Origin of the sequence: Pseudomonas sp. G5(2012), assembly GCF_000408945.1 — a bacterium.
Classification (GTDB): Bacteria; Pseudomonadota; Gammaproteobacteria; order Pseudomonadales; family Pseudomonadaceae; genus Aquipseudomonas; species Aquipseudomonas umsongensis.
The window spans coordinates 184,964-211,958 of the sequence record NZ_APIO01000025.1 but is presented as its reverse complement, the minus strand read 5'-3'; the positions used below and the strand labels follow the sequence as shown (position 1 = coordinate 211,958).

General features: G+C 59.4%; 21 protein-coding genes. 12 read left to right on the top strand and 9 right to left on the bottom strand.

Annotated elements, in window-relative coordinates:
* Positions 1-9 precede the first annotated feature (9 nt).
* The 6 genes from gatA to PG5_RS08120 all read left to right on the top strand — a co-directional run bounded on the left by gatA (position 10) and on the right by PG5_RS08120 (position 6,665).
* Positions 10-1,461, top strand: a complete 1,452-nt coding sequence (gatA, locus tag PG5_RS08145) for an Asp-tRNA(Asn)/Glu-tRNA(Gln) amidotransferase subunit GatA (RefSeq protein ID WP_020796627.1) — start codon at positions 10-12, stop codon at positions 1,459-1,461.
* 10 nt (positions 1,462-1,471) lie between these two features.
* Positions 1,472-2,917 (top strand): Asp-tRNA(Asn)/Glu-tRNA(Gln) amidotransferase subunit GatB, encoded by a 1,446-nt coding sequence (gatB, locus tag PG5_RS08140; protein WP_020796626.1) that lies wholly within the window; start codon positions 1,472-1,474, stop codon positions 2,915-2,917.
* A gap of 165 nt (positions 2,918-3,082) precedes the next feature.
* Complete coding sequence (locus PG5_RS08135) at positions 3,083-3,454, top strand: septal ring lytic transglycosylase RlpA family protein (RefSeq protein WP_020796625.1); 372 nt, start codon at positions 3,083-3,085, stop codon at positions 3,452-3,454.
* 50 nt (positions 3,455-3,504) lie between these two features.
* Positions 3,505-4,566: a calcium/sodium antiporter gene (locus tag PG5_RS08130; protein ID WP_020796624.1), complete on the top strand. Its 1,062-nt coding sequence runs from the start codon at positions 3,505-3,507 to the stop codon at positions 4,564-4,566.
* Positions 4,563-4,934: a carboxymuconolactone decarboxylase family protein gene (locus PG5_RS08125; protein ID WP_020796623.1), complete on the top strand. Its 372-nt coding sequence runs from the start codon at positions 4,563-4,565 to the stop codon at positions 4,932-4,934. The genes PG5_RS08130 and PG5_RS08125 overlap by 4 nt, the downstream gene beginning before the upstream one ends.
* Before the next feature lie 243 nt (positions 4,935-5,177).
* Positions 5,178-6,665 carry a PhoPQ-activated pathogenicity-related family protein gene (locus PG5_RS08120; protein ID WP_042955294.1) on the top strand — a complete coding sequence of 496 codons (1,488 nt, stop codon included), beginning with the start codon at positions 5,178-5,180 and terminating at the stop codon, positions 6,663-6,665.
* Here PG5_RS08120 and PG5_RS08115 read toward each other — a convergent pair.
* The 5 genes from PG5_RS08115 to kdgD form a co-directional block, all read right to left on the bottom strand.
* Positions 6,662-7,603: an AEC family transporter gene (locus PG5_RS08115; RefSeq protein ID WP_020796621.1), complete on the bottom strand. Its 942-nt coding sequence runs from the start codon at positions 7,601-7,603 to the stop codon at positions 6,662-6,664. The genes PG5_RS08120 and PG5_RS08115 overlap by 4 nt on opposite strands.
* Positions 7,604-7,760: 157 nt before the next feature.
* On the bottom strand, positions 7,761-9,314 hold the full coding sequence (gene garD / locus PG5_RS08110) for a galactarate dehydratase (RefSeq protein ID WP_020796620.1): 1,554 nt from the start codon (positions 9,312-9,314) through the stop codon (positions 7,761-7,763).
* Positions 9,315-9,325: 11 nt separating this feature from the next.
* Positions 9,326-10,696 carry an MFS transporter gene (locus tag PG5_RS08105; protein WP_020796619.1) on the bottom strand — a complete coding sequence of 457 codons (1,371 nt, stop codon included), beginning with the start codon at positions 10,694-10,696 and terminating at the stop codon, positions 9,326-9,328.
* 165 nt (positions 10,697-10,861) lie between these two features.
* Positions 10,862-12,301: an aldehyde dehydrogenase family protein gene (locus tag PG5_RS08100; RefSeq protein WP_020796618.1), complete on the bottom strand. Its 1,440-nt coding sequence runs from the start codon at positions 12,299-12,301 to the stop codon at positions 10,862-10,864.
* 59 nt (positions 12,302-12,360) lie between these two features.
* The gene (gene kdgD / locus PG5_RS08095) at positions 12,361-13,272 is read right to left on the bottom strand and encodes a 5-dehydro-4-deoxyglucarate dehydratase (protein WP_020796617.1); all 912 of its coding nucleotides are present in this window, start codon (positions 13,270-13,272) and stop codon (positions 12,361-12,363) included.
* Positions 13,273-13,679: 407 nt separating this feature from the next.
* On the opposite strand from kdgD, the gene PG5_RS08090 reads away from it, so the two are divergent.
* On the top strand, positions 13,680-14,039 hold the full coding sequence (locus PG5_RS08090; RefSeq protein WP_042955293.1) for a hypothetical protein: 360 nt from the start codon (positions 13,680-13,682) through the stop codon (positions 14,037-14,039).
* A gap of 15 nt (positions 14,040-14,054) precedes the next feature.
* On the opposite strand, the gene PG5_RS08085 is transcribed toward PG5_RS08090, so the two are convergent.
* From PG5_RS08085 to PG5_RS08070, 4 genes are all read right to left on the bottom strand, one after another.
* Positions 14,055-14,804 (bottom strand): FadR/GntR family transcriptional regulator, encoded by a 750-nt coding sequence (locus PG5_RS08085; protein WP_042955306.1) that lies wholly within the window; start codon positions 14,802-14,804, stop codon positions 14,055-14,057.
* 87 nt (positions 14,805-14,891) lie between these two features.
* Positions 14,892-16,619 carry an ABC transporter ATP-binding protein/permease gene (locus PG5_RS08080; protein ID WP_020796614.1) on the bottom strand — a complete coding sequence of 576 codons (1,728 nt, stop codon included), beginning with the start codon at positions 16,617-16,619 and terminating at the stop codon, positions 14,892-14,894.
* Between the two features lie 97 nt (positions 16,620-16,716).
* Entirely contained in the window at positions 16,717-17,277 is a 561-nt protein-coding gene (locus tag PG5_RS08075; RefSeq protein ID WP_008057484.1) for a response regulator transcription factor, read from the bottom strand.
* Positions 17,270-18,532, bottom strand: coding sequence for an ATP-binding protein (locus PG5_RS08070; protein WP_020796613.1), 1,263 nt, complete (start codon positions 18,530-18,532; stop codon positions 17,270-17,272). The genes PG5_RS08075 and PG5_RS08070 overlap by 8 nt, the downstream gene beginning before the upstream one ends.
* A 300-nt stretch (positions 18,533-18,832) precedes the next feature.
* Between PG5_RS08070 and PG5_RS08065 the strand changes: the two genes are divergently transcribed.
* The 5 genes from PG5_RS08065 to PG5_RS08045 all read left to right on the top strand — a co-directional run bounded on the left by PG5_RS08065 (position 18,833) and on the right by PG5_RS08045 (position 26,926).
* Positions 18,833-19,549, top strand: coding sequence for an SIMPL domain-containing protein (locus PG5_RS08065; protein WP_020796612.1), 717 nt, complete (start codon positions 18,833-18,835; stop codon positions 19,547-19,549).
* Between the two features lie 563 nt (positions 19,550-20,112).
* Positions 20,113-21,738 (top strand): ABC transporter substrate-binding protein, encoded by a 1,626-nt coding sequence (locus PG5_RS08060; RefSeq protein WP_020796611.1) that lies wholly within the window; start codon positions 20,113-20,115, stop codon positions 21,736-21,738.
* Between the two features lie 305 nt (positions 21,739-22,043).
* Positions 22,044-23,645, top strand: a complete 1,602-nt coding sequence (locus tag PG5_RS08055) for an ABC transporter substrate-binding protein (protein ID WP_020796610.1) — start codon at positions 22,044-22,046, stop codon at positions 23,643-23,645.
* 174 nt (positions 23,646-23,819) lie between these two features.
* A complete protein-coding gene (locus PG5_RS08050; protein WP_020796609.1) occupies positions 23,820-25,253 on the top strand; it encodes an OprD family porin in 1,434 nt (477 codons plus the stop codon).
* A gap of 77 nt (positions 25,254-25,330) precedes the next feature.
* Complete coding sequence (locus PG5_RS08045) at positions 25,331-26,926, top strand: ABC transporter substrate-binding protein (protein ID WP_020796608.1); 1,596 nt, start codon at positions 25,331-25,333, stop codon at positions 26,924-26,926.
* Positions 26,927-26,995 lie beyond the last annotated feature (69 nt).

The window sequence follows — 26,995 nt, the reverse complement described above, 5'->3', positions numbered from 1 at the left end:
GAGCCTGCAATGCATCAATTGACTCTGGCCGAGATCGCCCGCGGACTCGCCGATAAAAAGTTTTCCTCCGAAGAGCTGACCAAAGTCCTGCTGGCGCGCATCGCCCAGCTCGACCCACAGCTCAACAGCTTCATCAGCCTCACTGAAGACCTGGCGCTCACGCAGGCGAAAGCCGCTGATGCCCGCCGGGCCAATGGTGAGAGCGGCGCCCTGCTGGGTGCGCCGATCGCCCACAAGGACCTGTTCTGCACCCAGGGCATCCGCACCAGTTGCGGCTCGAAGATGCTCGACAACTTCAAGGCACCGTACGACGCCACCGTCGTCGCCAAGCTGGCCGCTGCCGGGGCCGTGACCCTGGGCAAGACCAACATGGACGAATTCGCCATGGGCTCGGCCAACGAGTCGAGCTATTACGGCGCGGTGAAAAACCCGTGGAACCTGGAATACGTGCCGGGCGGTTCCTCCGGCGGCTCCGCGGCTGCAGTGGCCGCTCGCCTGTTGCCTGCCGCCACTGGCACCGATACCGGCGGTTCGATCCGCCAGCCAGCGGCGCTGACCAACCTCACAGGCCTGAAACCGACGTACGGTCGCGTATCGCGTTGGGGCATGATCGCCTACGCGTCCAGCCTCGATCAGGGCGGTCCGTTGGCGCGCACTGCCGAAGACTGCGCAATATTGTTGCAAGGTATGGCCGGCTTCGATCCGAACGACTCGACCAGCATCGATGAACCCGTGCCGGACTACAGCGCCAGCCTCAACGGTTCGCTGCAAGGGCTGCGCATCGGCGTGCCGAAAGAGTATTTCAGCGCCGGTCTCGACCCGCGCATCGCCGACCTGGTGATGGCCAGCGTCGAAGAGCTGAAAAAGCTCGGTGCCGTGATCAAGGAAATCAGCCTGCCAAACATGCAGCACGCGATTCCTGCGTACTACGTGATCGCCCCGGCGGAAGCCTCTTCCAACCTGTCGCGTTTCGATGGCGTGCGCTTCGGCTATCGCTGCGAAGACCCGAAAAACCTGGAAGACCTGTACAAGCGCTCCCGTGGCGAAGGTTTCGGCACAGAAGTGCAGCGCCGCATCATGGTCGGCGCCTACGCCCTGTCCGCCGGCTACTACGACGCCTACTACCTGAAGGCGCAGAAGATTCGTCGCTTGATCAAGAACGACTTCATGGCGGCCTTCAACGAGGTCGACATCATTCTCGGCCCAACCACGCCAAACCCGGCCTGGAAGCTCGGCGCCAAGAACAGCGACCCGGTCGCTGCCTACCTGGAAGACGTCTACACCATCACCGCCAACCTCGCCGGCCTGCCAGGCCTGTCGATGCCGGCCGGTTTTGTCGATGGTTTGCCAGTAGGCGTGCAGCTGCTCGCTCCGTATTTCCAGGAAGGCCGCTTGCTCAACGTTGCGCACCAGTACCAGTTGAACACTGACTGGCACACCCGCACCCCAACCGGCTTCTGAGGAGACACACATGCAATGGGAAGTCGTGATCGGGCTGGAGATTCACACCCAGCTCACCACCCGGTCGAAAATCTTTTCCGGTAGTTCCACCACCTTCGGTTCCGAGCCGAACACCCAGGCCAGCCTCGTAGACCTGGGCATGCCCGGCGTACTGCCGGTGCTGAACCAGGAAGCGGTGCGCATGGCGGTGATGTTCGGCCTGGCGATTGACGCCGAGATCGGCCAGCACAACGTGTTCGCACGCAAGAACTACTTCTACCCGGACCTGCCCAAGGGCTACCAGATCAGCCAGATGGAATTGCCGATCGTCGGCAAGGGCCACCTGGACATCGCCCTGGAAGACGGTACGGTCAAACGTGTCGGCATCACCCGCGCGCACCTGGAAGAAGACGCCGGCAAGAGCCTGCACGAAGAGTTCAACGGTGCCACCGGCATCGACCTGAACCGCGCGGGCACGCCACTGCTTGAGATCGTTTCCGAGCCAGACATGCGCAGCGCCAAGGAAGCCGTGGCTTACGTCAAGGCGATCCACGCACTGGTGCGATACCTGGGCATCTGCGACGGCAACATGGCCGAAGGTTCGCTGCGTTGCGACTGCAACGTATCGATCCGTCCAAAGGGCCAGGTCGAGTTCGGTACGCGCTGCGAGATCAAGAACGTCAACTCGTTCCGCTTCATCGAGAAGGCGATCAACAGCGAAATCCAGCGTCAGATCGAGCTGATCGAAGACGGCGGCAAGGTGATCCAGCAGACCCGCCTGTACGATCCGAACAAGGACGAAACCCGTCCGATGCGCAGCAAGGAGGAAGCCAACGACTACCGTTACTTCCCCGATCCGGACCTGCTGCCTGTCGTGATCGAAAACTCGTTCCTCGACGACGTGCGCGCCACCCTGCCCGAATTGCCACCGCAGAAACGCGAGCGTTTCCAGGAGCAATTCGGTCTGTCGGTCTATGACGCCAGCGTGCTGGCCACCAGCCGCGAACAAGCCGACTACTTCGAGAAGGTCGCGAGCATCGGCGGCGACGCCAAGCTGGCGGCCAACTGGGTCATGGTTGAACTGGGCAGCCTGCTCAACAAGCAAGGCCTGGATATCGAGCAGTCGCCGGTTTCGGCCGAGCAACTGGGCGGCATGCTGCTGCGCATCAAGGACAACACCATCTCCGGCAAGATCGCCAAGGTGGTGTTCGAAGCCATGGCCAACGGCGAAGGCAGCGCAGACGAGATCATCGAAAAGCGCGGCCTCAAGCAAGTGACCGACACCGGCGCGATCTCGGCGGTGCTGGACGAAATGCTCGCGGCCAATGCCGAGCAGGTCGAGCAATACCGCGCGGCAGACGAAGCCAAGCGCGGCAAGATGTTCGGCTTCTTCGTCGGCCAAGCCATGAAGGCATCGAAAGGCAAGGCCAACCCGCAACAGGTCAACGAACTGCTGAAAAGCAAGCTCGAAGGCTGACCGGAATGGAGCCAGCTCTAAAATCTGGCTCCATTTTACTGTGGGAGCGAGCCTGCTCGCGAATGGGGTTTGGCACTCAACACAAAATTGACTGTCAGATTGGCATTCGCGAGCAGGTCGGATCGCCGCACCGTCGCTCCCACTTTTTGTTTCGGGAAAACTTCTATGAAGCGCCTACTTGGACTTTGCGCCCTGCTCTCCCTGCTCGCCGGTTGCGCCAGCACCGACACCGTCGACCCGCACGGCTATGACAAAACCGGCGTTGCCTCCTATTACGGCGCCAAACACCAAGGCAAACGCACCGCCAGTGGCGAGCGTTTCGACAAGAATTCCCTGACCGCCGCCCATCGCCAGCTACCCTTCGGTACACGGGTGAAGGTCACCAACCTGAAAAACGACAGATCCTGCGTAGTGCGCATCAATGATCGTGGCCCGCACACCCGTGGCCGCCTGATTGATTTGTCCCATGAAGCCGCCGAACGACTGGGCATGCTCAAGAGCGGCACCGCGCGGGTTCGCGTGCAAGCCCTCGACTGACCGACGGAGCCCCGACCATTTTCGGACTAGCCGATTTACCCCTGATCAGCGTGATTGAATTGCTCAGCGGGCTGGCGTTGCTGATCGCCGGCGCCGAACTGATGGTGCGCGCTGCCGTGCGCCTGGCAGCACGCCTGCATGTACGCCCACTGATCATCGGCCTGACCATCGTCGCCCTCGGCAGCAGCGCACCGCAGATGGCGGTCAGCTTGCAAGCCACCTTGGCGCACAACGCCGACATTGCCGTCGGCAGTGTGATCGGCAGCAGCATTTTCAACATCCTCGTCACCCTCGGATTGTCGGCGCTGATCATCCCGTTGCGGGTGTCACGCCAACTGGTGCGCCTGGATATTCCCCTGATGATCGGCGCCAGCCTGCTGGTATTCGTACTCGCCTGGAATGAAGAACTGACCCGTGCCGACGGCGTGATGCTGTTGATGGCACTGGCGATTTACCTGGGCTTGTTGCTGCGCCAGTCACGGCATTCGGCGCGCCCGGTTTCGAGCCATGAGCACAACGGCCAGGCGCCATGGCTGAGCAGCCTGCTGATGATTATCGCCGGGCTGGCGATGCTGGTGTACGCCGGGCACCTGCTGTTGGGGGCTGCCGTTGCGGTCGCCACCGATCTTGGGCTGTCGGAGCGGATCATCGGCCTGACCATCGTCGCTGTCAGCACATCACTGCCTGAGCTCGCCACTTCGTTGATCGCCGCGATGCGCGGCGAGCGTGATATTGCCGTGGGCAACGTGATTGGCAGCAATTTGTTCAACCTCCTGGGTGTGCTGGGCCTGACCGCGCTAGTCGCGCCAGCGCCGCTGTCGGTATCGCCAAACGCCCTGGATTTCGACCTGCCGGTAATGCTTGGCGTCGCGGTGCTATGCCTGCCGGTGTTCTATTCCGGTTACCGCGTGACCCGCGCCGAAGGCCTGCTGTTCCTGGGCTTGTACCTGGCTTACGGACTGCACGTGGTGTCGTTCACCACCGGCATGCCGCTGGCCGGCAAGCTTGAACACCTGATGCTGTTTTTCGTCCTGCCAGCGCTCGTGGCGTTCTTGTTGTTCACGTCATTGCGCGCCTGGCGTCGCCAACACCATAAGAGGGAATTGCCATGACCGAGAACAAGAAAACCGGCGTTGAAGTACGTCGCCAAGTGATGGGCGACACCTTTGTCGACCGCGCACTGGGCAACGCTACGGAGTTCACCCAGCCGCTGCAGGATTTCGTCAACGAACATGCCTGGGGCGGAGTCTGGAATCGCGAAGGCCTGCCCTTGAAAACCCGCAGCCTGATCACGCTCGCAGCGCTGACGGCGCTGAAGTGCCCGCAGGAATTGAAAGGCCACGTGCGCGGCGCGCTGAACAACGGCTGCACCGTGGAAGAGATACGCGAAGCGCTACTGCATTGCGCGGTGTATGCCGGTGTCCCAGCGGCGATTGATGCGTTTCGGGCGGCACAGGAAGTTATCGAGCAATATCAGTAACCCTCCTCGTTTAAAACTTCGTTCGACGGGAACGTAATTGACTGCGGCGCCCCGTCGAATGTTTTCGACTGCCTGAAATCCGACGGATGCATATTTGCACCGATACTTTCCAAATATAAATATCTCGAAAAATAACACGCCCGAAAAACCTTTCCATATCGATAATACAAAGACAATCTTCTCCCATCGCAAAAAAACCGTCACAACAATTCCTAAACAACTTGAAACAAGCGAGAAGATTCAATGCGACCCGCCTTTTTTGCCACGGTCCAGAACATACTGATAACCCTTGCACTGGCAAGCCCCGCTGCACATGCCGAAACCTTGGTAGACAGGTGCTCAGTACCAATCCAAGATTTCAGCGAAGTGCTAAATTGCTACAAAAACCAGGAAGCGTCAAAGCCATTACTCTACGCTGCAAAAGGCATTCAACTCTTTCCGGGCGTAGAAAAGCGCAGCTTTGAGCTTTCGGCTCAGCAGTGGTCACCCGAAGGGCTAGTCAGTCCGAAACAATGGAAACATAGTGTCGATATTTATATCCCGCATAATGCCAACCTTGAGCAAGCAATATTGGTAGCGAATAACGGCACCAATATACCCGCTGGAAACAAGATCGAAACTGAACCTACGGATTTCACTCAATCCATGGCCCTGGAAGTTGCACGTAGAACTCGGACAATCGTCATCTCTCTCAGTAATATCCCCAATCAATATCTCACTTACGCCGACGACGGGATTGCCCGTACAGAAGACTCAAGCGTCGCCCATAGCTGGAAGTTATTTCTCGAAAATCCCGAAGCGCGCCCCTACATGTCCGTTCATTTGCCGATGATGGCTTCCATGGTCAAGGCGATGGACCTTGCCCAGAAAGAACTCAAACCTTGGAAAGTCGAACGATTCATCGCCAGTGGCTTGTCGAAACGCGCTTGGGTGGCCTGGCTCACCGCTATTGCGGATGAGCGCGTCAACGCGGTCGTACCCTTTGTCATTGATATTCTCGGCTCAGACAAAGTGTTCGAACATACCTTTCAAACCTTTGGAAAAAACTGGCCGCTGGCATTCTATGACTATCACCGTGAAGAGGTGATCCAGAGGCGGCACAGCGAAAACTTCCAGAAACTGATGACCATCGAGGACCCCTTGGCTTATCTGGACAGCGCCTATGCCGAGCGGCTGTCAATTGCGAAGTACATCGTCAACGCCAGTAGTGATGACTTTTTCGTTCCAGATAACACAGACTTCTATTTCGACCGTCTGCCCGGGCCGAAAAGCCTACGGGTCGCTCCCAATTCCAGCCACGGCGGGATTCGGCAATTCGTTGAAAGCTCGCTTATTACCGTAGTCAACCGATGGCAGCAAAATCGCCCGCTACCCTCCATGACGACTAGCACAACAACCCACGGCACCGGCAAATCCGTTTCGTTGCAGTTCAGCGAGCCGCCTGCCCAGGTGACTCAGTGGACCGCCGTGAATCCGACGGCGCGAGACTTCCGGGATGCTTGCGCAATTCGCTATCAGCCCCTGCATATCACCCCTTCCACCCCGTTGCAGGCACAGGTGCATATGGAAACACCCGAGCAGGGCTGGGCTGCGACATTTCTAGAGGCGACCTTCGCCGATGGTTTTGTCGTCACCACACCGGTGCAAATCATGCCTGAGCACTACCCGACCGCTGCCCCTCCAGAGAACGGGCCCACGTGTAAAACCCTACCCGACCTGGCCAAGCGCTAAATCCAGCCCCCCCACTGCAACAAAAAGATCCCGACATTGGTGGTCACCGCCGCCATCAGCGTGGTGAGCACAATGATCGCCGCCGCCAGTTCATGATTGCCATTCGCTGCCCGGGCCATGACGAAACTGGCGGCGGCGGTCGGGCTGCCGAAGTACAGGAACAGAATCCCCAACTCCGCACCGCGAAAGCCCCAGAGCCACGCGCCCAGGGTCGCCAGGATTGGCAGGCCGAGCATCTTCAACAGACTTGAACTGAGCGCCATCGAGCCACTTTTTCGCATCGCCGCCAGTGACAGCGTGCCGCCGATGCAAATCAACGCCAACGGCAAGGTGGTTTGCGCCAGATACTGGCCGGACGTCTCCAGCCATCCCGGCAAGCTGATCTTGAAGTAAGCAAAGGGCGCGGCCGCAATCACGCTGATGATCAGCGGGTTACTGATCACGCTTTTGCAGATGCTCCATGGATCGGACTTGATTACCGGGCTGTACACCGCCAGCACAATGGTCGAGAGGGTGTTGTAGAACAGAATCACCAGCGCCGCCAGGATCGCCCCGAGGGATATCCCGTAGTCGCCGTACATGCTCGCGGCCAGTGCCAGGCCGATCACCCCGTTGTTACCGCGAAAAGCGCCCTGGGTGTAGATCCCCCGGTCTTCACGCGGGCACCTGAAGATCGCCCAGCCCCAGGCGATGGCAAAGCACACCAGGGTCGCGAGGGAGAAGTAGATCAGCAGGGCCGGTTGCAATGCGGCGTGCAAGTCGGCGTGCAGGATGCCCAGAAACAGCAGTGCCGGCATGGTGACGTTGAACACCAGGGACGAGGCGGTGTGAATGAAGTTGTCGTTGATCCAGTCGATGCGCTTGAGCAACACCCCCAGAAACAGCATGGCGAACACCGGTGCGGTGATGTTCAGGGTTTCGAGGAAAATTGCCAGCATGCCGGGGAGGACCTTGAGGTGGGCGTCGTTAGGAGGCTAATGATAAGCCACTGTGGACTCCGGCGCCTGCTAGATCGCCTTCGCGAGCAGGCTCGCTCCCACTGGAATTCATTCCACTGTGGGAGCGAGCCTGCTCGCGAAGAACGATAATGCGGTCTCAGGTAATCGGCGCCGGGTTGAACAACGTGATGTCGTTATGCAGCTTGTGCTTTTCAGCCCACGTCTGCTGCTTGCCACTGGCTACATCCAGGTAGTAGTGGAACAACTCCCAGCCAAGTTCCTCGATGGATGCGCGCCCGGTGGCAATACGCCCGGCGTCGATGTCGATCAGATCCGGCCAGCGCTGCGCCAGTTCGGTCCGGGTCGATACCTTCACCACCGGCGCCATGGCCAACCCGTAAGGCGTGCCGCGGCCCGTGGTAAACACGTGCAGGTTCATCCCCGCCGCCAACTGCAACGTGCCGCAGACAAAGTCACTGGCCGGGGTCGCGCAGAAAATCAGGCCTTTTTCCTTGAACCGTTCGCCTGGGCCGAGCACACCCGTGATGGCGCTGCTACCGGACTTGACGATCGAACCCAGGGACTTCTCGACAATGTTCGACAAACCGCCCTTCTTGTTGCCCGGCGTGGTGTTGGCGCTACGGTCCGCTTCGCCCTTGGCCAGGTAACGGTCGTACCAGTCCATTTCCCGTACCAGCTCCTGGGCAACTTCTTTGGTTTGCGCACGGGAGGTCAGCAGGTAGATCGCATCGCGCACTTCGGTGACTTCGGAAAACATCACCGTCGCACCCGCACGCAACAAAAGGTCCGAGGCATAGCCCAGCGCCGGGTTGGCGGTAATCCCGGAAAACGCGTCGCTGCCGCCACACTGCATGCCCAGGATCAGCTCGGACGCGGGCACGGTTTCCCGGCGGCGTTGATCGAGCCTCTTCAAACGGGTTTCAGCCAGCTCCATGATCTGCTCGATCATCTCGGTAAAACCGTGACTGGAATCCTGCAGGCGATACAACCACGGCTCGCTCAGATCCACCGAGGCATCGCCCTCGTGCATCACCTGCCCGGCCTGCAATTTTTCACAACCCAGGCTGATCACCAGCGCTTCGCCACCCAGGTTCGGGTTGCGCGCCAGGTTACGCACAGTGCGAATCGGGATGTAGGCGTCGGTGGCGGTGATCGCCACGCCACAGCCATAGCTGTGGGTCAGCGCCACCACGTCATCGACGTGCGGGTACTTGGGCAGAAGCTCTTCCTTGATGCGCTTGACCGCGTGATCCAGCACGCCGGTGACGCATTGCACCGTAGTGGTGATACCCAGAATGTTGCGCGTGCCGACGGTGCCGTCGGCGTTGCGATAACCCTCGAAGGTGAAGCCTTCAAGCGGTGCCTGCGCGGCCGGCACCTCGGTGGACAGCGGCAGGCTGTCCAGCGGCGGCGCGGTCGGCATGCGCAATTGATCTTCCTTGACCCAACTGCCACGGGGAATCGGCTGCAGGGCGTAGCCGATGACCTGCCCGTAACGAATCACCTGGCCACCCTCGGGAATGTCCTCCAGGGTGACCTTGTGGCTCTGTGGCACGAAGTCGACGGTGACCAGGCCATCGGAAAACTCGGTGCCGGCCGGCACCCCCTGGTCATTGACCACGATCACCACGTTGTCTCGCTCGTGCAGGCGGATGTAGCGCGGCGAATCGGAATGTTCAATCAACTGCATGACGCCGCTCCTCAGGAATGCGCTTGAGACAATTTACCGGATGCTTCAGGACCGTTGACCGGCGGTTCCTTGAGCACCACACGCTTGATCGGACCGACGATCACCAGGTAGCTGAACACCGCGACCAGTGCGTTGCAACCGACAAACACCAGCGCCCATTTGAACGAACCAGTAGAACTGATGATGTAGCCAATGACGATCGGCGTGGTGATGGACGCCAGGTTGCCGAAGGTGTTGAACAGGCCACCGCTAAGACCGGCGATCTGCTTCGGTGAAGTATCGGACACCACCGCCCAACCCAAGGCACCCACGCCTTTGCCGAAGAATGCCAGCGCCATGAAGCCCACGACCATCCACTCAACGTCCACGTAGTTGCACGCGACGATGCTGCTGGAGACCAGCAGGCCGGCGATGATCGGCGCCTTGCGGGCGAAGGTCAGGGAATGGCCTTTGCGCAGCAGGTAATCGGAAATCACCCCGCCGAGCACACCGCCGATGAAGCCGCAGATCGCCGGCAACGAGGCGATGAAACCGGCCTTGAGGATGGTCATGCCGCGCTCTTGAACCAGGTACACCGGGAACCAGGTCAGGAAGAAGTAAGTGATGCCGTTGATGCAGTATTGGCCGAGGTATACGCCCAACATCATGCGATTGGTCAGCAACTGGCGGATGTAGTCCCACTTCGGACCGTCGCCCTTCTTGCCCTTGCCTTTGTCCTGGTCCATGTCAACCATGCCGCCGTTGTCGGCGATGTGCTGGAACTCGGCGTCGTTGATCATCGGGTGCTGGCGCGGGCTGTGGATAACCTTCAGCCAGATGCCCGAGAAAATGATGCCGATCACGCCCATGACGATGAACACGTGCTGCCAGCCGAAGCTGTAGACGATCCAGCCCATCAGCGGTGCGAACAACACCGTGGCAAAGTATTGCGCCGAGTTGAAGATCGCTGAAGCGGTGCCACGTTCAGCGGTCGGGAACCAGGCCGCGACGATTCGTGCGTTGCCGGGGAAGGACGGCGCTTCGGCCAGACCGACGAGAAAGCGAAGCATGAACAGCGCAACCACCGCCGTGGACATGCCGAACTCGCCGACATAACCCTGTAACACGGTGAACAGCGACCAGGTGAAGATGCTCAGTGCATAGATTTTTTTCGAACCGAAACGGTCCAGCAGCCAGCCACCGGGAATTTGCCCGGCCACGTAGGCCCAACCGAATGCGGAGAAGATATAGCCGAGGGTGACTGCGTCAATGCCCAGGTCTTTTTGCAGGCTGGAGCCGGCGATGGCAATGGTGGCGCGGTCGGCGTAGTTGATCGTGGTCACCAGAAACAGCATGAGCAGGATCAAATAGCGGACGTGAGTCGGCTTCTTGGTCGATTGCATGTAGATGTACTCCCACTGATTATTTTTATGCGGGTAATAACGTTGCAGCCTGTAGGAACGGCCGGTCGACGCTCGATTGCTGGCGATCGCGTCGCCGCGGTGTAAATGACACCCCGCGGTGCCTGCATCGCCAGCAAGCCGGCTCCTACAAGGTATTGCGGTGTATCAGGAGCCGACGTAGGCCGTTTTTACGACCGTGTAGAACTCTTGCGCATAGCGACCTTGCTCACGTGATCCATAGGATGAACCTTTACGCCCGCCGAACGGAACGTGGTAATCCACGCCGGCGGTCGGCAGGTTGACCATCACCATCCCGACCTGGGAGTGGCGCTTGAAGTGGTTGGCATACTTCAAGGAAGTGGTGGCGATGCCCGCCGACAGACCGAACTCGGTGTCGTTGGCCATGGCCAGTGCGGCTTCGTAATCGGCTACGCGAACGATGTTGGCCACCGGGCCGAAGATCTCTTCGCGGCTGATGCGCATCGAGGCTTGGCTGTCGGCAAACAGTGTTGGCGCGAGAAAGTAGCCTTCGGTGTCGCAGGTCACCAGGCCACCGCCACTGACCAGGCGCGCACCTTCGGACTGGCCGATGTCGATGTATTTCATGTCCTGTTCAAGCTGCGCTTGCGACACCACCGGACCGATGTCGATGCCGGCTTTCAATGCGTGACCCACCTTGATCGATTTCATGCGCTCAGCCATGGCTTCGACGAACTGGTCGTGGATCCCGGCGGTGACGATGAAGCGACTCGATGCCGTGCAACGCTGGCCGGTGGAGTAGAACGCGCTCTGTACCGACAGCTCGACCGCTTGCTTGAGGTCGGCGTCGTCGAGAATGATCTGCGGGTTCTTGCCACCCATTTCCAGCTGCACCTTGGCCTGGCGCGACACGCAATTCACGGCGATCTGACGACCGACACCCACGGAACCGGTGAAGCTGATGCCGTCGACTTTCGGGCTGTTGACCAGTGCATCGCCAACCACACGACCGCTGCCCATCACCAGGTTGAAGACACCGGACGGGAAGCCTGCGCGGGAGATGATTTCCGCAAGCGCCCAGGCGCAGCCCGGCACCAGATCAGCCGGTTTCAACACCACGCAGTTGCCGTAGGCCAGGGCCGGAGCGATTTTCCAGGCGGGGATCGCTATCGGGAAATTCCACGGTGTGATCAGGCCGACCACACCCAGGGCTTCGCGGGTGACTTCAACATTGACGCCCGGACGCACCGACGGCAGGTAGTCGCCGGACAGGCGCAGGCATTCACCGGCGAAGAACTTGAATATGTTGCCGGCGCGGGTCACTTCGCCGATGGCTTCGGGCAGGGTCTTGCCCTCTTCCCTGGCCAGCAGGGTGCCGAGTTCTTCGCGGCGGGCGAGGATCTCGTTACCGACTTTATCCAGGGAATCGTGACGGGCCTGAATGCCCGAAACCGACCACGCCGGGAATGCGGCACGGGCGGCGTCGATGGCGGCGTGGACCTGAGCCAGATCAGCCTTGGCGTAATCGCCGATGGCGTCGCTCAGTTCGGACGGGTTGATGTTGACCGAGTAATCGGCACCGGCGACCCATTCACCGTTGATGTAGTTGTCGTAGCGCTTTGTCACGAGTCGTTCTCCTCACGCAAAAAGCCGCTGATCGCTCAGCGGCTTCGGTTTGATCATTGTTATTGCGCGCCCTGCTTGTCGATCAGCGCGGCGAGCATTTCGTACTCTTCGCCGGTCAGATCGGTCAGCGGCGCACGCACAGGGCCCGCGTCATAACCGGCAATCTTGGCCCCGGCCTTGACGATGCTCACCGCGTAACCGGCTTTGCGGTTACGGATGTCCAGGTACGGCAGGAAGAAGTCGTCGATGATCTTGCCGACGGTGGCGTGATCTTCACGGGCGATGGCGTGGTAGAAATCCATCGCGGTTTTCGGGATGAAGTTGAACACCGCCGAGGAGTACACCGGTACGCCCAGCGCCTTATAGGCTGCGGCGTAGACTTCGGCGGTCGGCAGACCACCCAGGTAGCTGAAACGATCTCCGAGGCGGCGACGGATCGACACCATCAACTCGATATCACCCAGGCCATCCTTGTAGCCGATCAGGTTCGGGCAACGCTCGGCCAGACGTTCCAACAGCGGCGCGTTCAGGCGGCAGACGTTACGGTTGTAGACCACCACGCCGATATTGACCGACTTGCACACGGCTTCAACGTGAGCGGCAACGCCGTCCTGGCTGGCTTCGGTCAGATAGTGCGGCAGCAGCAGCAGGCCTTTGGCCCCCAGACGCTCGGCTTCCTGGGCGTATTCGATGGCCTGGCGGGTCGAACCGCCGACACCGGCGAGGATCGGCACGCTGGTGGCGCAGGTGTCGACGGCTGTCTTGATGATTTCCGAGTATTCGCTGGCCGCCAGGGAGAAGAACTCACCGGTGCCGCCCGCGGCGAACAAAGCCGAGGCGCCGTACGGGGCCAGCCACTCCAGGCGCTTGATATAGCCAGCGCGATTGAAATCGCCCTGGGCATTGAAATCGGTGACCGGGAAAGACAGCAGACCGGAAGAGAGGATGGACTTCAGTTCTTGTGGATTCATTATTCGAACACCCTGGGTAGCGACGTTGTGTGAAAAACCGTTCAGCCTGCGCTGAAGTTGTAGGTCATCGTACAACTTAAAATACAATCGTCAACTGCATTTCATCTCCAGTGCAAATCCTGTGGGCAAGGGAACCACTGTACTCCACTGAAAACACCTTGAATCACGGGGCTTTCAGGCGTTTTAAGGAAAAATGGATATGGATTATTTATAAGCCGCTTGTGTGGCACGAGGTCATACGTTGTCGTAATGCCTCTCTCGACAACTGAAAGAATCGAGGAAGCTGTGGTACGGACGCCATTCGTCGTGACTGATATTTCTAACAGTTACGGTCGAAGCGGCCATGGGAGATAAAACGCTCCACGGCCATCAACCTGTGGCCAGACTCGACCAGAAAGAGGCTCGCCATGACGCATCCAGTCCCCGGTCTTAAAGATCTCGCCACCAATGTCGTACTGCTGTCGAAGCTGAAAGGCGCACTGGCAATCAGCATCCCGAATTCGGCTGATATACAACTGGAGCACAATGTCCGTGCCATTTTGGGGGATGATGCCGAGGAACCGGACTGGACCGGTCCCTACGCCCAGTTCGCACGATGGAATGAGGAGTCCGGAGAGGTGGAAAGAGCGCAGGATTTTAGTACGGACGTATCCAAGGATGCGTTAGGGAAATGGGTGAACAAGTTCGTACAGCTACGCTACCAAAGCTGCAACGAGTCAGGTGATGTGACCAGCTCCTACCCTCTCGAGCTACGCATAGAGCCGTAACTCAAGCCGCCGGTTTCAACCGCGCTGCGCCTCAGCCTCTTCATGGGCATGACGCAACCGCTCGCGGCTGTTGGTCAGGTGCAAGCGCATGGCCGCACGCGCCGCATCGGAGTCCTGGCGGGCGATCGCGTCGTAGATCTCTTCGTGCTCGCGGCTCAGGCGATTCATGTAGTGCTGCTGGTCGTCATGGGCCAGTCGCGCGGAGTTGAGGCGAGTGCGCGGGATAATGCTGGTGCCCAGGTGAGTCATGATGTCGGTGAAGTAGCGGTTGCCGGTCGCCAGGGCAATCTGCAGGTGGAACTGGAAGTCCGAGGCCACGGCATCGCTGGCGTGGGAAACACTTTCATTGAGGGCATCCAGCGCCGCGCGCATCAGCGCCAACTGCTCGGGGCTGCGACGTTGCGCGGCCAGGCCGGCGGACTCCACTTCGAGGCTGATGCGCAGTTCCAGGATGGCCAGCACATCACGCAGGGTGACGACGGTCGCCGGGTCGATGCGAAAACCACTCGGGCTCGGGGTATCAAGCACGAAGGTGCCGATGCCGTGACGGGTTTCCACCTGACCGGCCGCCTGCAAACGGGAAATCGCCTCGCGCACCACCGTGCGGCTGACGCCATGGGCATCCATGATCGCCGACTCTGTGGGCAACTTGTCGCCACGCTTGAGGTGACCATCGCGGATCTGCTCGGACAGCACCGTCACCAGTTCCTGAGCGAGGCTGCGGCGCTTGCGAGGGAGGCGTGGTGAGGCGTTCGGGTTTTCCATGGTGAACATCTGTCTCGACAAATTCGGCTGCTGAAACCGCATCATAGCGCAACGCGGTTGTACGATCACCTACAGGGGGCGCGGTGCTTATGCGGTCACGGTCTGATCCACCAGATGGCCGTTCTCGATACGAACATGCCGTGGGTGGAACCGCTTGAGGCTGCTGCGATGCCCGACGCTGACGATACTCAGCCCTGGCAACTCATCGATCAGCGCCTGATACAGCGACGCTTCGTCTTCTTCATCCATCGCTGAAGTCGCTTCGTCCATGTACAGCCATTGCGGGGCGTAAAGCAACGCACGCGCAAAGGCCAGGCGTTGCTGCTCACCCGGCGACAACATGCGCTGCCAGTGATTGGCTTCGTCGAGGCGCGCCACCAGGTGCGGCAGGCGGCAGGTTTCCAGGACGTGCACGTAGCGCTCATTCGGATAGGTATCGCCGGCCTGTGGATAACTCAGCGCCTCACGCAGTGTGCCGATCGGCAAGTAAGGTTTTTGCGGCAGGAACAGATAGCGCGCCGCTGGCAGGCGAATACTGCCGTGCCCCGCAGGCCACAGGTGCCCCATCGCCCGCAGCAAGGTCGACTTGCCGCTGCCTGAACGACCGCTGAGCATTACGCGCTCACCCTCTTGCACGGTCATGTCGCCATTGGTCAACAGGTGGCGACCGTCAGCCAGGTCGAGGCCGAGGTTGTGCACCTTCAAGGCTGATCCCGAGTTCTGCACGTCGATGGCCGGGGCGCGTTGCTCGTTATCCGTCATCGCCTGACGGAAGCTGAGCAGACGATCGCAGGTGGCGCGCCATGAGGCGAGGCTCTGGTAGGCGGTAATAAACCAGCTGAAGCTGTCCTGGACATTGCCGAACGCCGAACTGATCTGCATCAGCTCGCCCAGTTCGATCTTGCCCGACAGGTAACGCGGCGCGGCAACCATGAAGGGAAAGATGATGGCCGCCTGCTCGTAACCGGACGTGAAGAAGGTCAGGCGCTTGGACACCTTCATGATGTCCCAGAAATTGTGCCAGACCATCGAGAAGCGATGGGTCAAGCGGCGGTTCTCGTTGGGCTCGCCGTTGTACAACGCGATGCTTTCAGCGTTCTCGCGAACCCGTACCATGGAAAAACGCAGGTCGGCTTCGAAGCGTTGCTGGCGGTTATTCAGGCCGATCAACCGGCGACCGATCAAATGCGTCAGCCAGCTACCTACCACCGCGTAGACCAGTACGCACCAGAACATATAGCCGGGAATGGTCACACCGAACACTTCGATGCTCCCCGAAACACCCCAGAGGATGATCGAGAACGACACCAGGCTGACGATATTGCGCAGCAGCCCAACGCCCAGGCTCAAGGTGTCGGAGGTAAAATTGTTGAGGTCTTCGGAAATGCGCTGGTCCGGGTTATCGGTGTAACCGCCCTGCTCCAGTTGGTAATAGTTCTTGTTGCTCAGCCAACGAGCGAAATGTTTTTCGGTGAGCCACGCCCGCCAGCGAATCGTCAGCATCTGTGTCAGGTAGAGCCGGTACACCGCACCGACAATCGCCACCGCGGCAATCGCGCAGAAATACAGGATCAGCCGCCAGAATGCCGCCTCGTCCTTTTGCTGCAAGGCATTGTAGAAATCCTTGTACCAGGTGTTGAACCACACCGAGATCCCCACCCCCATCAACGACAGCGCAATCACTGCGATCAGCAACGTCCAGGCCTTGACCTTTTCTTCACTGCGCCAGTAAGGCGTGATCATCGCCCAGACTTTTCGGAAAAACTGCCCGCGCACAACATCATTGACCGCGGAGTACTCAGCGTTCTGATTCATGGATAAGGCTCGATAAGAAAAAGTACGTGCACGAACCGATCATAGATGATCGGTTCGGTTTGTCGCGAGGAGCGGCCCGCATTCGTTCAGCGCTGGTTCAGCGACGAACCGGGCGCTTCTGCAGTTTGCGCTGCAGCGTGCGGCGGTGCATGCCCAGGGCGCGGGCGGTGGCGGAGATGTTGCCTTCGTGCTCGGTCAACACGCGTTGGATGTGTTCCCACTGCAGGCGGTCCACGGACATCGGGTTTTCCGGCACCAGGCTGTCGAGGTCGGCGTGTTCGGACAACAGCGCGGCCAGCACGTCGTCGGCGTCGGCCGGTTTGCACAGGTAGTTGCAGGCGCCACGCTTGATCGCCTCCACGGCGGTGGCGATGCTCGAATAACCGGTGAGGATCACCACGCGCATTTCCGGGTCCATTTCCAGCAGCTTGGGCAGCAATACCAAACCGGAATCGCCATCCATTTTCAGGTCCAGGGCGGCATAGTCCGGCAGGTCGGCCTGGGCGATGGTCAGCCCCTCTTCAGCGGAACCGGCAGTGCTGACGCGGAAGCCACGGCGGGCCATGGCGCGGGCCATCACCCGGGTAAAGGTCGCGTCGTCGTCGACCAGCAGCAAATGCGGCAGTTCTTCGCCTTCGACTTGGATTTCGTCACTCATGTTGGTCTCCTCGGGCGCCGTGGGGCAGGCGCAGCTCGGTGAGCGTGCCGCCTTCCTCATGACTGTAGAGTTTCACTGAGCCGCCGGCGCGTGTCACGCTGGCCTTGCTCAAAAACAGGCCCAGGCCGAAACCTTTGCCCTTGGTGGTAAAAAATGGCTTGCCGATCTGCTCGGCGATGGCCAGCGGCACACCGGCACCGTGGTCGCGGATGCTGATGGTCAAATCCTCTGCATTCCAGTCCAGGGTAACTTGCAGCCCCTCGGGACAGGCATCCGCCGCGTTGTTGAGCAAATTGAGCAACGCCTGGGTCAGGTCCGGCGGCGGCGCCATGCGCGGCACCGTGCCCTGGCCAAGGCGCTGGAAGCGATAACTGGCTTCCGGGCGCATCAGGTGCCAGCGATTGAGCGCTTCGTCGAGCCAGTCGGTGACGTCCTGCATCTCCACCGCCAGCCGGCGATTGGCTTCCGCCGCTCGAACAAGCTGCTGCAAGGTCTCTTTGCACAACTTGACCTGGTCCTGCAGCACCTTCAGGTCATCCTGCAGCATCGGGTCAGGATGGTCCTGTTGCATCTCCTTGAGCAACACGCTCATGGTTGCCAGCGGTGTACCCAGCTCATGGGCAGCGCCCGCCGCCTGGGTGGCGACTGCCAGCAGTTGCTGGTCGCGCAGGCCTTCTTCCCGGCGGATGGCCCGCAACTCTTCCTGGCGACGCAGCTCTTCGGCCATGCGCGCGGCGAAGAACGTGATGACTGCCGCCGCCAGGGCGAAGCTCAACCACATCCCGTACACCTGCAGGTTTTCCCGGGCGATCGGGAAGGTTTGCAGCGGATAGAAGCGTGCGAGCAGCAAGGTATACAGGGTCAAGGCGATGCCCGACAGAATCACCGAGTAACGCCATGGCAAGGTCACTGCCGCGATGGTCAGCGGCACCAGGTAATAAGAGACGAAGGGGTTGGTCGACCCCCCCGAGAAATACAGTAATGCGCTGTGGATAAACAGATCGCAGGCCAGTTGCACCGCGTATTCGAGCTCGGTGACCGGCCAAGTGGTGCGCAGCCGAATGGCCGTGAAAGCACACAGCAGCATCGAACAGCCGAGCGTCGCGGCCAGTTGGAACCAGGGCAGTGGCAGCAGTTCGAGCCAGTAGGCCAGGCCTACGGAACCGGCTTGAGCGGCCAGGACCAAGGTGCGTATAAACGTCAACCGCCAGAGATTCTGGCGCGTGGCGGAAGTAATTTGGACGGGGGCGAGCATGAGCTCTCCTGATGAGCGCTCCAGGCGGATCGACGGGAGTATAACCAAGCGCGGGGGCTGACAGGCGAAAGTGCGGCAAACGGCCACATGCAGGAGCGAGCACGCTCGCGATGATCGTCAACGATAACGCTGGGAATCTGGCACCCCGCGGTGCTCTCGGGTTCATCGCGAGCATGTTCGCTCCTACAGGGGGTGATGTACACCTGTATAGAAGTTGTAACTGTGCGAACCAGATCATCAACGCTAGAGTCTGATGGGTTCACGCAGGGACACAACCTGCGCACCCACTTAGGAGCCTTCATGCACACATTCCGCCGTAGCGCCGCCCTCCTCGCCCTGAGTGCCGGCACTCTCGCCGCCCTTCCGGCCCTGGCCGCCGACGAGCTTCATTACAACCAGATTTCCCTGCGCGCCGAAGTCAGCCAGGAAGTGGCTCGCGACCTGATGATCGTGACCCTCTACACCGAAGAGCAGAATACCGACCCGGCCAAACTTGCCGCGGACGTCAGCACCACCATGAACAAGGCCCTGGCTCAGGCCAAGCAGGTCAAGGACATCACCCTGCGTCAGGGCAGCCGCAACAGCTACCCGATCTACGACACCAAGGGTCAGAAGATCACTGGCTGGCGCGAACGCGCTGAACTGCGCCTGGAAAGCTCGGACTTCGCCGCACTGTCGAAGCTGACCGGCGAACTCCTCACCGACCTGAAAATGGGCGGCATGGACTTCGCCATCGCCACGCCAACCCGCAAAGCCAGCGAAGACGCCCTGCTCAAGGACGCCGTTAGCGCCTTCAAGGCCCGTGCCCAATTGGCCACCGACGCCCTGGGTGGCAAGGGCTACAAAATCGTCAACCTGAACCTCAACAGCAACGGTTATCCACAACCGTATATGCGCGGGCCGATGATGATGAAAGCCGCCAGCATGGATGCCGCTCCAGTGACGCCGGAAGTGGAAGCCGGCACCAGCCAGGTCAGCATGACGGCCGATGGCTCGATTGAAGTGCTGATGCCTTGATTCGATGACATGAATTACAAAAACGGCGATCACTCAACTGATCGCCGTTTTTTTGCGCCCCCTGCAGGAACTGACGCAGTCTCGGGCGCGTTCGGGCGATCTTTTGATCTTGTTCTATGCTCTCAAGGACATTTCAGTGGCGACCGAAAGATCGCAGCCTGCGGCATCTCCTACAGAGATGTCGTACAAGCCGAAATGAAAAGTTGCACCTTGTACAACTCGCACCTTGCGATCAGTACCCGTGCAACGATAACCACTTCGATTAACCGCCACACACCCCTCAAGGACGGGGTATAAATAGGTAACACCTTGCCCCACCCACGGGCACCCCAAGGCTTCAACGCACCAAAAAAGTGCGCCAGTTGCACTACAAAAAGGCCGCGCAAACGATCAAATGCGTCGAGTTTTATACAATTGCGACATTAAGGTACGTTCGTGCCACTGTTTAAGGCTTGTAGTCGCTCTGGATCTTGCATTGGGTATGGCCCCTGCATAAGTATCCGCAGGCACGACTCACGAGGTCGTCCTCAAAATCAAAAATGACAACAAATCATGAGGCCACCATGCTTAAACACGCGGTCATTCCGTTTTTAGTCGGCGCCAGCCTTTTGGCTAGTGCGCCGTTCGCTCAAGCTGCGACTAACCTGGTGTTCTGCTCCGAAGGGAGCCCGGCCGGTTTCGATCCAGGTCAATACACCACCGGAACCGACTTCGACGCCTCTGCCGAAACCATGTTCAACCGCCTGACCCAGTTCGAGCGCGGCGGCACCGCCGTAATTCCTGGCCTGGCGACCAGCTGGGACGTCTCCGATGACGGCCTGACGTATACCTTCCACCTGCGTGACGGTGTCAAGTTCCACACCACCCCGTATTTCAAGCCGACCCGCGAATTCAACGCCGACGACGTGCTGTTCACCTTTAATCGCATGATTAGCAAGGATGACCCGTTCCGCAAAGCGTACCCTACCGAATTCCCGTACTTCACCGACATGGGGATGGACACCAACATCACCAAGATCGATAAAGTCGACGACAAGACCGTCAAGTTCACCCTCAAGGACGTCGATGCCGCGTTCATCCAGAACATGGCCATGAGCTTCGCCTCGATCCAGTCCGCCGAATACGCCGCCCAGCTACTGAAAGAAGGCAAGGCCGCCGACATCAACCAGAAGCCGGTCGGCACTGGTCCGTTCGTGTTCAAGAGCTACCAGAAAGATTCCAACATCCGCTACACCGGGAACAAGGACTACTGGAAGCCGGACGACGTCAAGATCGACAACCTGATCTTCGCCATCACCACCGACCCGTCGGTACGTATCCAGAAACTGAAGAAAAACGAATGCCAGGTCACCCTGTTCCCTCGTCCAGCCGACCTGAAAGCGCTGCGCGAAGACAAGACCCTGAAGCTGCCTGACCAGGCTGGTTTCAACCTGGGCTACATCGCCTACAACGTGATGGACAAGGTCAAGGGCAGCAATGAGCCAAACCCGTTGGCCCAATTGAAAGTGCGCCAGGCACTGGACATGGCAGTCAACAAGCAACAGATCATCGACTCGGTGTACCAGGGCGCTGGCCAACTGGCCGTCAACGCCATGCCTCCGACCCAGTGGTCCTACGACACCACCATCAAGGATGCGCCGTACAATCCTGAGAAAGCCAAAGAGCTGCTCAAGGAAGCCGGCGTCAAGGACGGCACCGAAATCGTTCTCTGGGCCATGCCGGTACAGCGTCCGTATAACCCGAACGCCAAGCTGATGGCAGAAATGCTGCAGTCCGACTGGGCGAAGATCGGCCTCAAGGTCAAGATCCAGAGCTACGAATGGGGCGAGTACATCAAGCGCTCCAAAGGCGGCGAGAACCAGGCGATGCTGATTGGCTGGAGCGGTGACAATGGTGATCCGGACAACTGGCTGAACGTGCTGTTCGGTTGCGACTCGCTGGAAGGCAACAACTTCTCGAAATGGTGCTACAAGCCGTTTGACGACATCGTCAAGCAAGCCAAGCGCACTTCGGATCAAGGCAAGCGCACCGAACTGTACAAGCAGGCGCAACACATCCTTAAAGACCAGACGCCGATGACACCTATCGCTCACTCGACGGTGTTCCAACCCATGCGCGCCAATGTGCAGGACTTCAAGATCAGCCCGTTTGGCTTGAACTCCTTCTACGGCGTCAGCGTCAGCAAATAAGGTTTGGTAACGGCGACGTCCATGACGTCGCCGTTACTTTGCCGACCGAGAAAGCAGGAAATTACCTACATCCAAATCGCCCACTGACTACAGGCGGGTGCTAGGACGCGTCGTCTTTTCCCACAAGTCTTTCGGACTTTTCGTATTTACTGCCGGACCCACGGTGCCTACCGTCGGGATCTGACCAGCGAATGCGTGGGCCCTCGGTTTTCTTGCTGCACGCCATGACTGGAACCAGTGACCCTCCCCGTCTGCGCACGGGACGAAGGCTCATTGACACAACACTGAACAAGAGAGAGAGCGTCATGCGTCATACCTTGGTTTTATCCGCATTGCTGGGCACTGGCCTGTTGGCCGCCACGTCCATGAGTCAGGCTGCCTCCAACAGCCTGGTGTTCTGTTCCGAAGGCAGTCCCGCCGGTTTCGACACTGCGCAGTACACCACCGCGACCGACAACGACGCCGCCGAACCGCTGTACAACCGCCTGGCAGAGTTTGAAAAAGGCTCAACCAACGTCGTACCCGGCCTGGCCACCAGTTGGGATATTTCCGAAGACGGTCTCACGTACACCTTTCACCTGCGCCCAGAGGTGAAGTTTCATACAACCAAGTACTTCACACCGACCCGCGACTTCAACGCCGATGACGTGCTGTTCACGTTCAATCGCATGCTCGACCCGCAGCAACCTTTCCGTAAGGCTTACCCGACCGAATTCCCCTATTTCAACGGGATGAGCCTGAACAAAAACATCGCCAAGGTCGAAAAGACCGGGCCGCTGACCGTGGTCATGACGCTCAACAGCGTGGACGCCGCGTTCATCCAGAACATCGCCATGAGCTTCGCCGCGATCCTCTCCGCCGAGTACGCCGACAAGCTGCTCGCCGAAGGCAAGCCGAGCGACATCAACCAGAAGCCGATCGGCACCGGGCCGTTCGTGTTCAAGAGTTACCAGAAAGACTCGAACATCCGCTACACCGGTAACAAGCATTACTGGGACCCGAGCCGGGTCAAGCTCGATAACCTGATTTTCGCCATCAACACCGACGCTTCGGTGCGCGTGCAGAAACTCAAGGCCAATGAGTGCCAGATTACCCTGCACCCACGCCCTGCCGACGTCACCGCGCTGAAAAACGACCCCAAGCTGCAATTGATCGAAAAGCCCGGTTTCAACCTCGGCTACATCGCCTACAACGTCCGTCACAAGCCATTCGACCAGCTCGAAGTGCGCCAGGCGCTGGACATGGCGGTGAACAAGCAAGGCATTCTCAATGCCGTTTACCAAGGTGCAGGGCAACTGGCGGTCAACGCCATGCCGCCGACCCAATGGTCCTACGATGAGACGATCAAGGACGCTGCCTATAACCCGGAAAAAGCCAAGGAACTGCTCAAGGCTGCCGGCGTGAAGGAAGGTACCGAAATCACCCTGTGGGCCATGCCCGTACAGCGCCCCTACAACCCCAACGCCAAGCTGATGGCCGAAATGCTCCAGGCTGACTGGGCGAAGATCGGCCTCAAGGTCAAGATTGTCAGCTACGAATGGGGCGAGTACATCAAGCGCACCAAGAATGGCGAGCACGACATCAGCCTGATCGGCTGGACCGGTGACAACGGTGACCCGGACAATTGGCTCGGCACGCTGTACAGCTGCGATGCCATCGGCGGCAACAACTACTCCATGTGGTGTGATCCGGCTTACGACAAGCTGATCAAGCAGGCCAAGGTCGTGACTGACCGCGACCAACGCACCCTGCTCTACAAACAGGCGCAGCAGTACCTCAAGCAGCAGGTACCGATCACGCCGGTCGCCCACTCGACGGTCAATCAGCCGTTGAGCGCCAAAATCGAAGGGTTCAAGGTCAGCCCTTTCGGTCGCAACGTTTTCTCGGGTGTCAGCATCGAAAAATAAAACCGTGTAGCTGAAAACGCTTGGGGGCGCATTGCGCCCTCCCGCAAGCGTATTGCCGTAATTCGCCAATTTGGCACCAGGCAAACGTTTGCAACGCGTCAATGAGTTCAAAAGCAAATAGCCGAACCACCAAAAAAGGCCGGCATTAATAATAGAAACCAAGGAGCTTCACCCATGAAACTGAGCAGCACCGCGCTACTGGCCCTGGCCATCAGCAGCATTACCGCCACGGCATACGCTGAAACCCAGAGCCAGGCGTACACCCCGGTGACCGTGAATGAGAAAAGTGCCCAGAGCGAAGCCACCGGCTTTCTCGAAGGCCAGTCGATCACCGGCACCACTCGCAACTGGTACGCCAACGAACAACTGAAGCGGGGCGCCAATTTCGCTTACAAGAAAAATGGTGTTTCAACACCAACTGACCGCCGTATCAACTGGGTCCAGGGCACGATCCTCAAGTACAACTCGGGCTTCACCGAAGGCACCGTTGGCGTCAGCACTGAAGTGGCGGCCTACAACGCCATCGCCCTGGACCAGGACCGCAAGGACCTGGCGTCCAACAACGGCGGCGCACCGGGCACTCGCCCAGGCGCAGGCAACAACCGTACCCTGACCGAAGAAGGCGGCGACGCCGTTGGCCAGTGGAGCAAGTTGGGCCTGGCGAACGTCAAGGCACGTATTTCCAACACCACCCTGACCGCCGGTCGTCAGAACTTCAGCAGCCCGATGGTCGACGTCATCGGCAACCGTGCGCTGCCTTCGAGCTTCCAGGGTGTGGCGATCCACAGCGAAGAGCTGAACAACCTGGCGTTCGACCTGGCCACCTTCGATCGCAATTCACCGCGTACCGAACAAAGCCAGCGCAAATTCCGCACCGAATACGCCAATGGCATCGTTGAAACCGACCACGTCTACACCGGCGGTATCACCTACACCCCGTTCGCCAGCCTGACCACCAGCCTCTGGGCCACCCAGGCCGAAGACATCTGGAACCAATACTATTTCGGCGCGACCCACGTATTGGGCGACAGCCAGGTACTGAGCCTGACCACCGGCCTGAACTACTACAAGACCCAGGAAGAAGGTAAGGCGCTGATCGGCGACATCGACAACGACACCTATTCCCTGTCGTTCGGCCTGACCCACCAGGCTCACAGCCTGACCTTCTCGTACCAGGAAGTGAACGGTAACGAGTACTTCGACTACCTGCACGAAACGAACGGCATCTACCTGGCCAACTCCCTGCTGTCGGACTTCAACGGCCCGAACGAGAAGTCGTTCCAGGTTGCCTACGGCTTGAACATGGCCGAATACGGCGTACCAGGCCTGAAGTTCAACATCTACCAGGCGCGCGGCTGGGGCATCGACGGCACCCACTACACCGGCAACAAAGGTGTGGCCGACAAAGGCTACGACGGCATCCAGTCGCAAGACGGCGAACACCATTACGAATACGGCATCGGTGCCACCTACGCTGTACAGAGCGGCCCGTTCAAGGCCACCACTATTCGTGGTACCTACACCGCGCACCGCGCCAGTGAAAACCAGGCTGATGGCAGCATCAACGAGTTCCGTCTGGTGACCACGGTTCCGTTCAACATTCTGTAAATACGCCAACCCGACGGCCGGCTCGTGACCAGTCGGCCGCCAGGTTTTCCAAACCAACCGATTGCAGAGGGTTCTTGATGAAAATGCTTCCCCTACGAGCGGCCATCGCGGCCGCGTTACTGAGTGTCGCTGTTGGCGTATCGGCCAAACCCCTGGTGGTTTGTACCGAAAACAGCCCCGAAGGCTTCGACATGGTCCAGTACACGACTGCAGTCACAGCCGATGCGGTGGCCGAGACCATCTTCAATCGCCTGGCGGACTTCAAGCCTGGCACCACTGATGTGATTCCGGCACTGGCCGAATCCTGGGACATCAGCGAAGACGGCCTGACCTACACCTTCCACCTGCGCCAAGGCGTCAAGTTTCACACCACCGAATACTTCAAGCCCACCCGCGACATGAATGCCGACGACGTGGTCTGGAGCTTCCAGCGTCAGCTGGACCCGAACCACCCGTGGCACAAACTGTCGAGCGTAGGCTTCCCGTACTTTGAAAGCATGGGCTTCAAGGAACTGCTGAAAAACGTCGAGAAGGTCGACGACAACACGGTCAAATTCACCCTGACCCGCCGCGAAGCACCGTTCCTGGCCGACATCGCCATGGCGTTCTCCTCGATCTACTCCGCCGAGTATGCCGACCAACTGCTCAAGGCCGGCAAGACCGGTGAACTGAACAACAAGCCGATCGGCACCGGCCCGTTCGTCTTCCAGCGCTACAACAAGGACGCCCAGGTTCGCTTCAAGGCCAACCCGGACTACTTCCGTGGCAAGGCGCCGGCCGACTCGTTGATCTTCGCCATCGCCACCGACAACAACGTGCGCCTGCAAAAGCTCAAGGCCAACGAATGCCAGGTTGCGCTGTATCCAAAGCCGGATGACATTCCGAGCATCAAGAAAGACGCCAAGCTGAAGGTTGACGAACTGAATGCGATGACCGTCGCGTACATCGCCATCAACACCCAGCACAAATACCTGAGTGACGTGCGCGTACGTAAAGCCATCGACATCGCCTTCGACAAGGAAGCGGCCGTCAACGCGCTGTTCGGCAAAGGCAATGCGACCGCGGCAGTCAACCCGTTTCCGGACACCCTGCTGGGCTACAACCACGACATGAAGAACCCTGTCCGTGACCTGGACAAGGCCCGCGCCCTGCTCAAGGAAGCCGGCGTACCGGAAGGCACCACCTTCACCCTGTTCACCCGCAACGGCGGTGGTGCGACCAACCCCAACCCCATGCTCGGCGCGCAGATGATGCAGGCTGACCTGGCCAAGATCGGGATCAAGATCGACATCCGCGTCATGGAGTGGGGCGAAATGCTCAAGCGCGCGAAAAACGGCGAGCACGATATGGTTTCCGCCGGATGGGCGGGCGATAACGGCGACCCGGATAACTTCCTGACGCCTATGCTCAGTTGCGAGGCGGCGAAGAACGGCGAAAACTACGCACGCTGGTGCAATGAAAAATTCCAGGCCCTGATCGACCAGGCCCGTGAAAAAACCGACCCGGCCGAACGTGCAGCACTGTACGAACAGGCTCAGGTTATCTTTAACCAGGACCAGCCATGGATCAGCCTGGCGCACACTAGAATGTTTACCGCAATGCGCAACAACGTAGAGGGCTACCACATTAGCCCCCTCACCACGAATAACTTCGCCACCACCCAGGTGAAGTAGATAAGAAACTCCCGGCATTCCTGACCCAGGCATGCCGGGCACGCCTAACCGGCTGATGAGGTACACCTT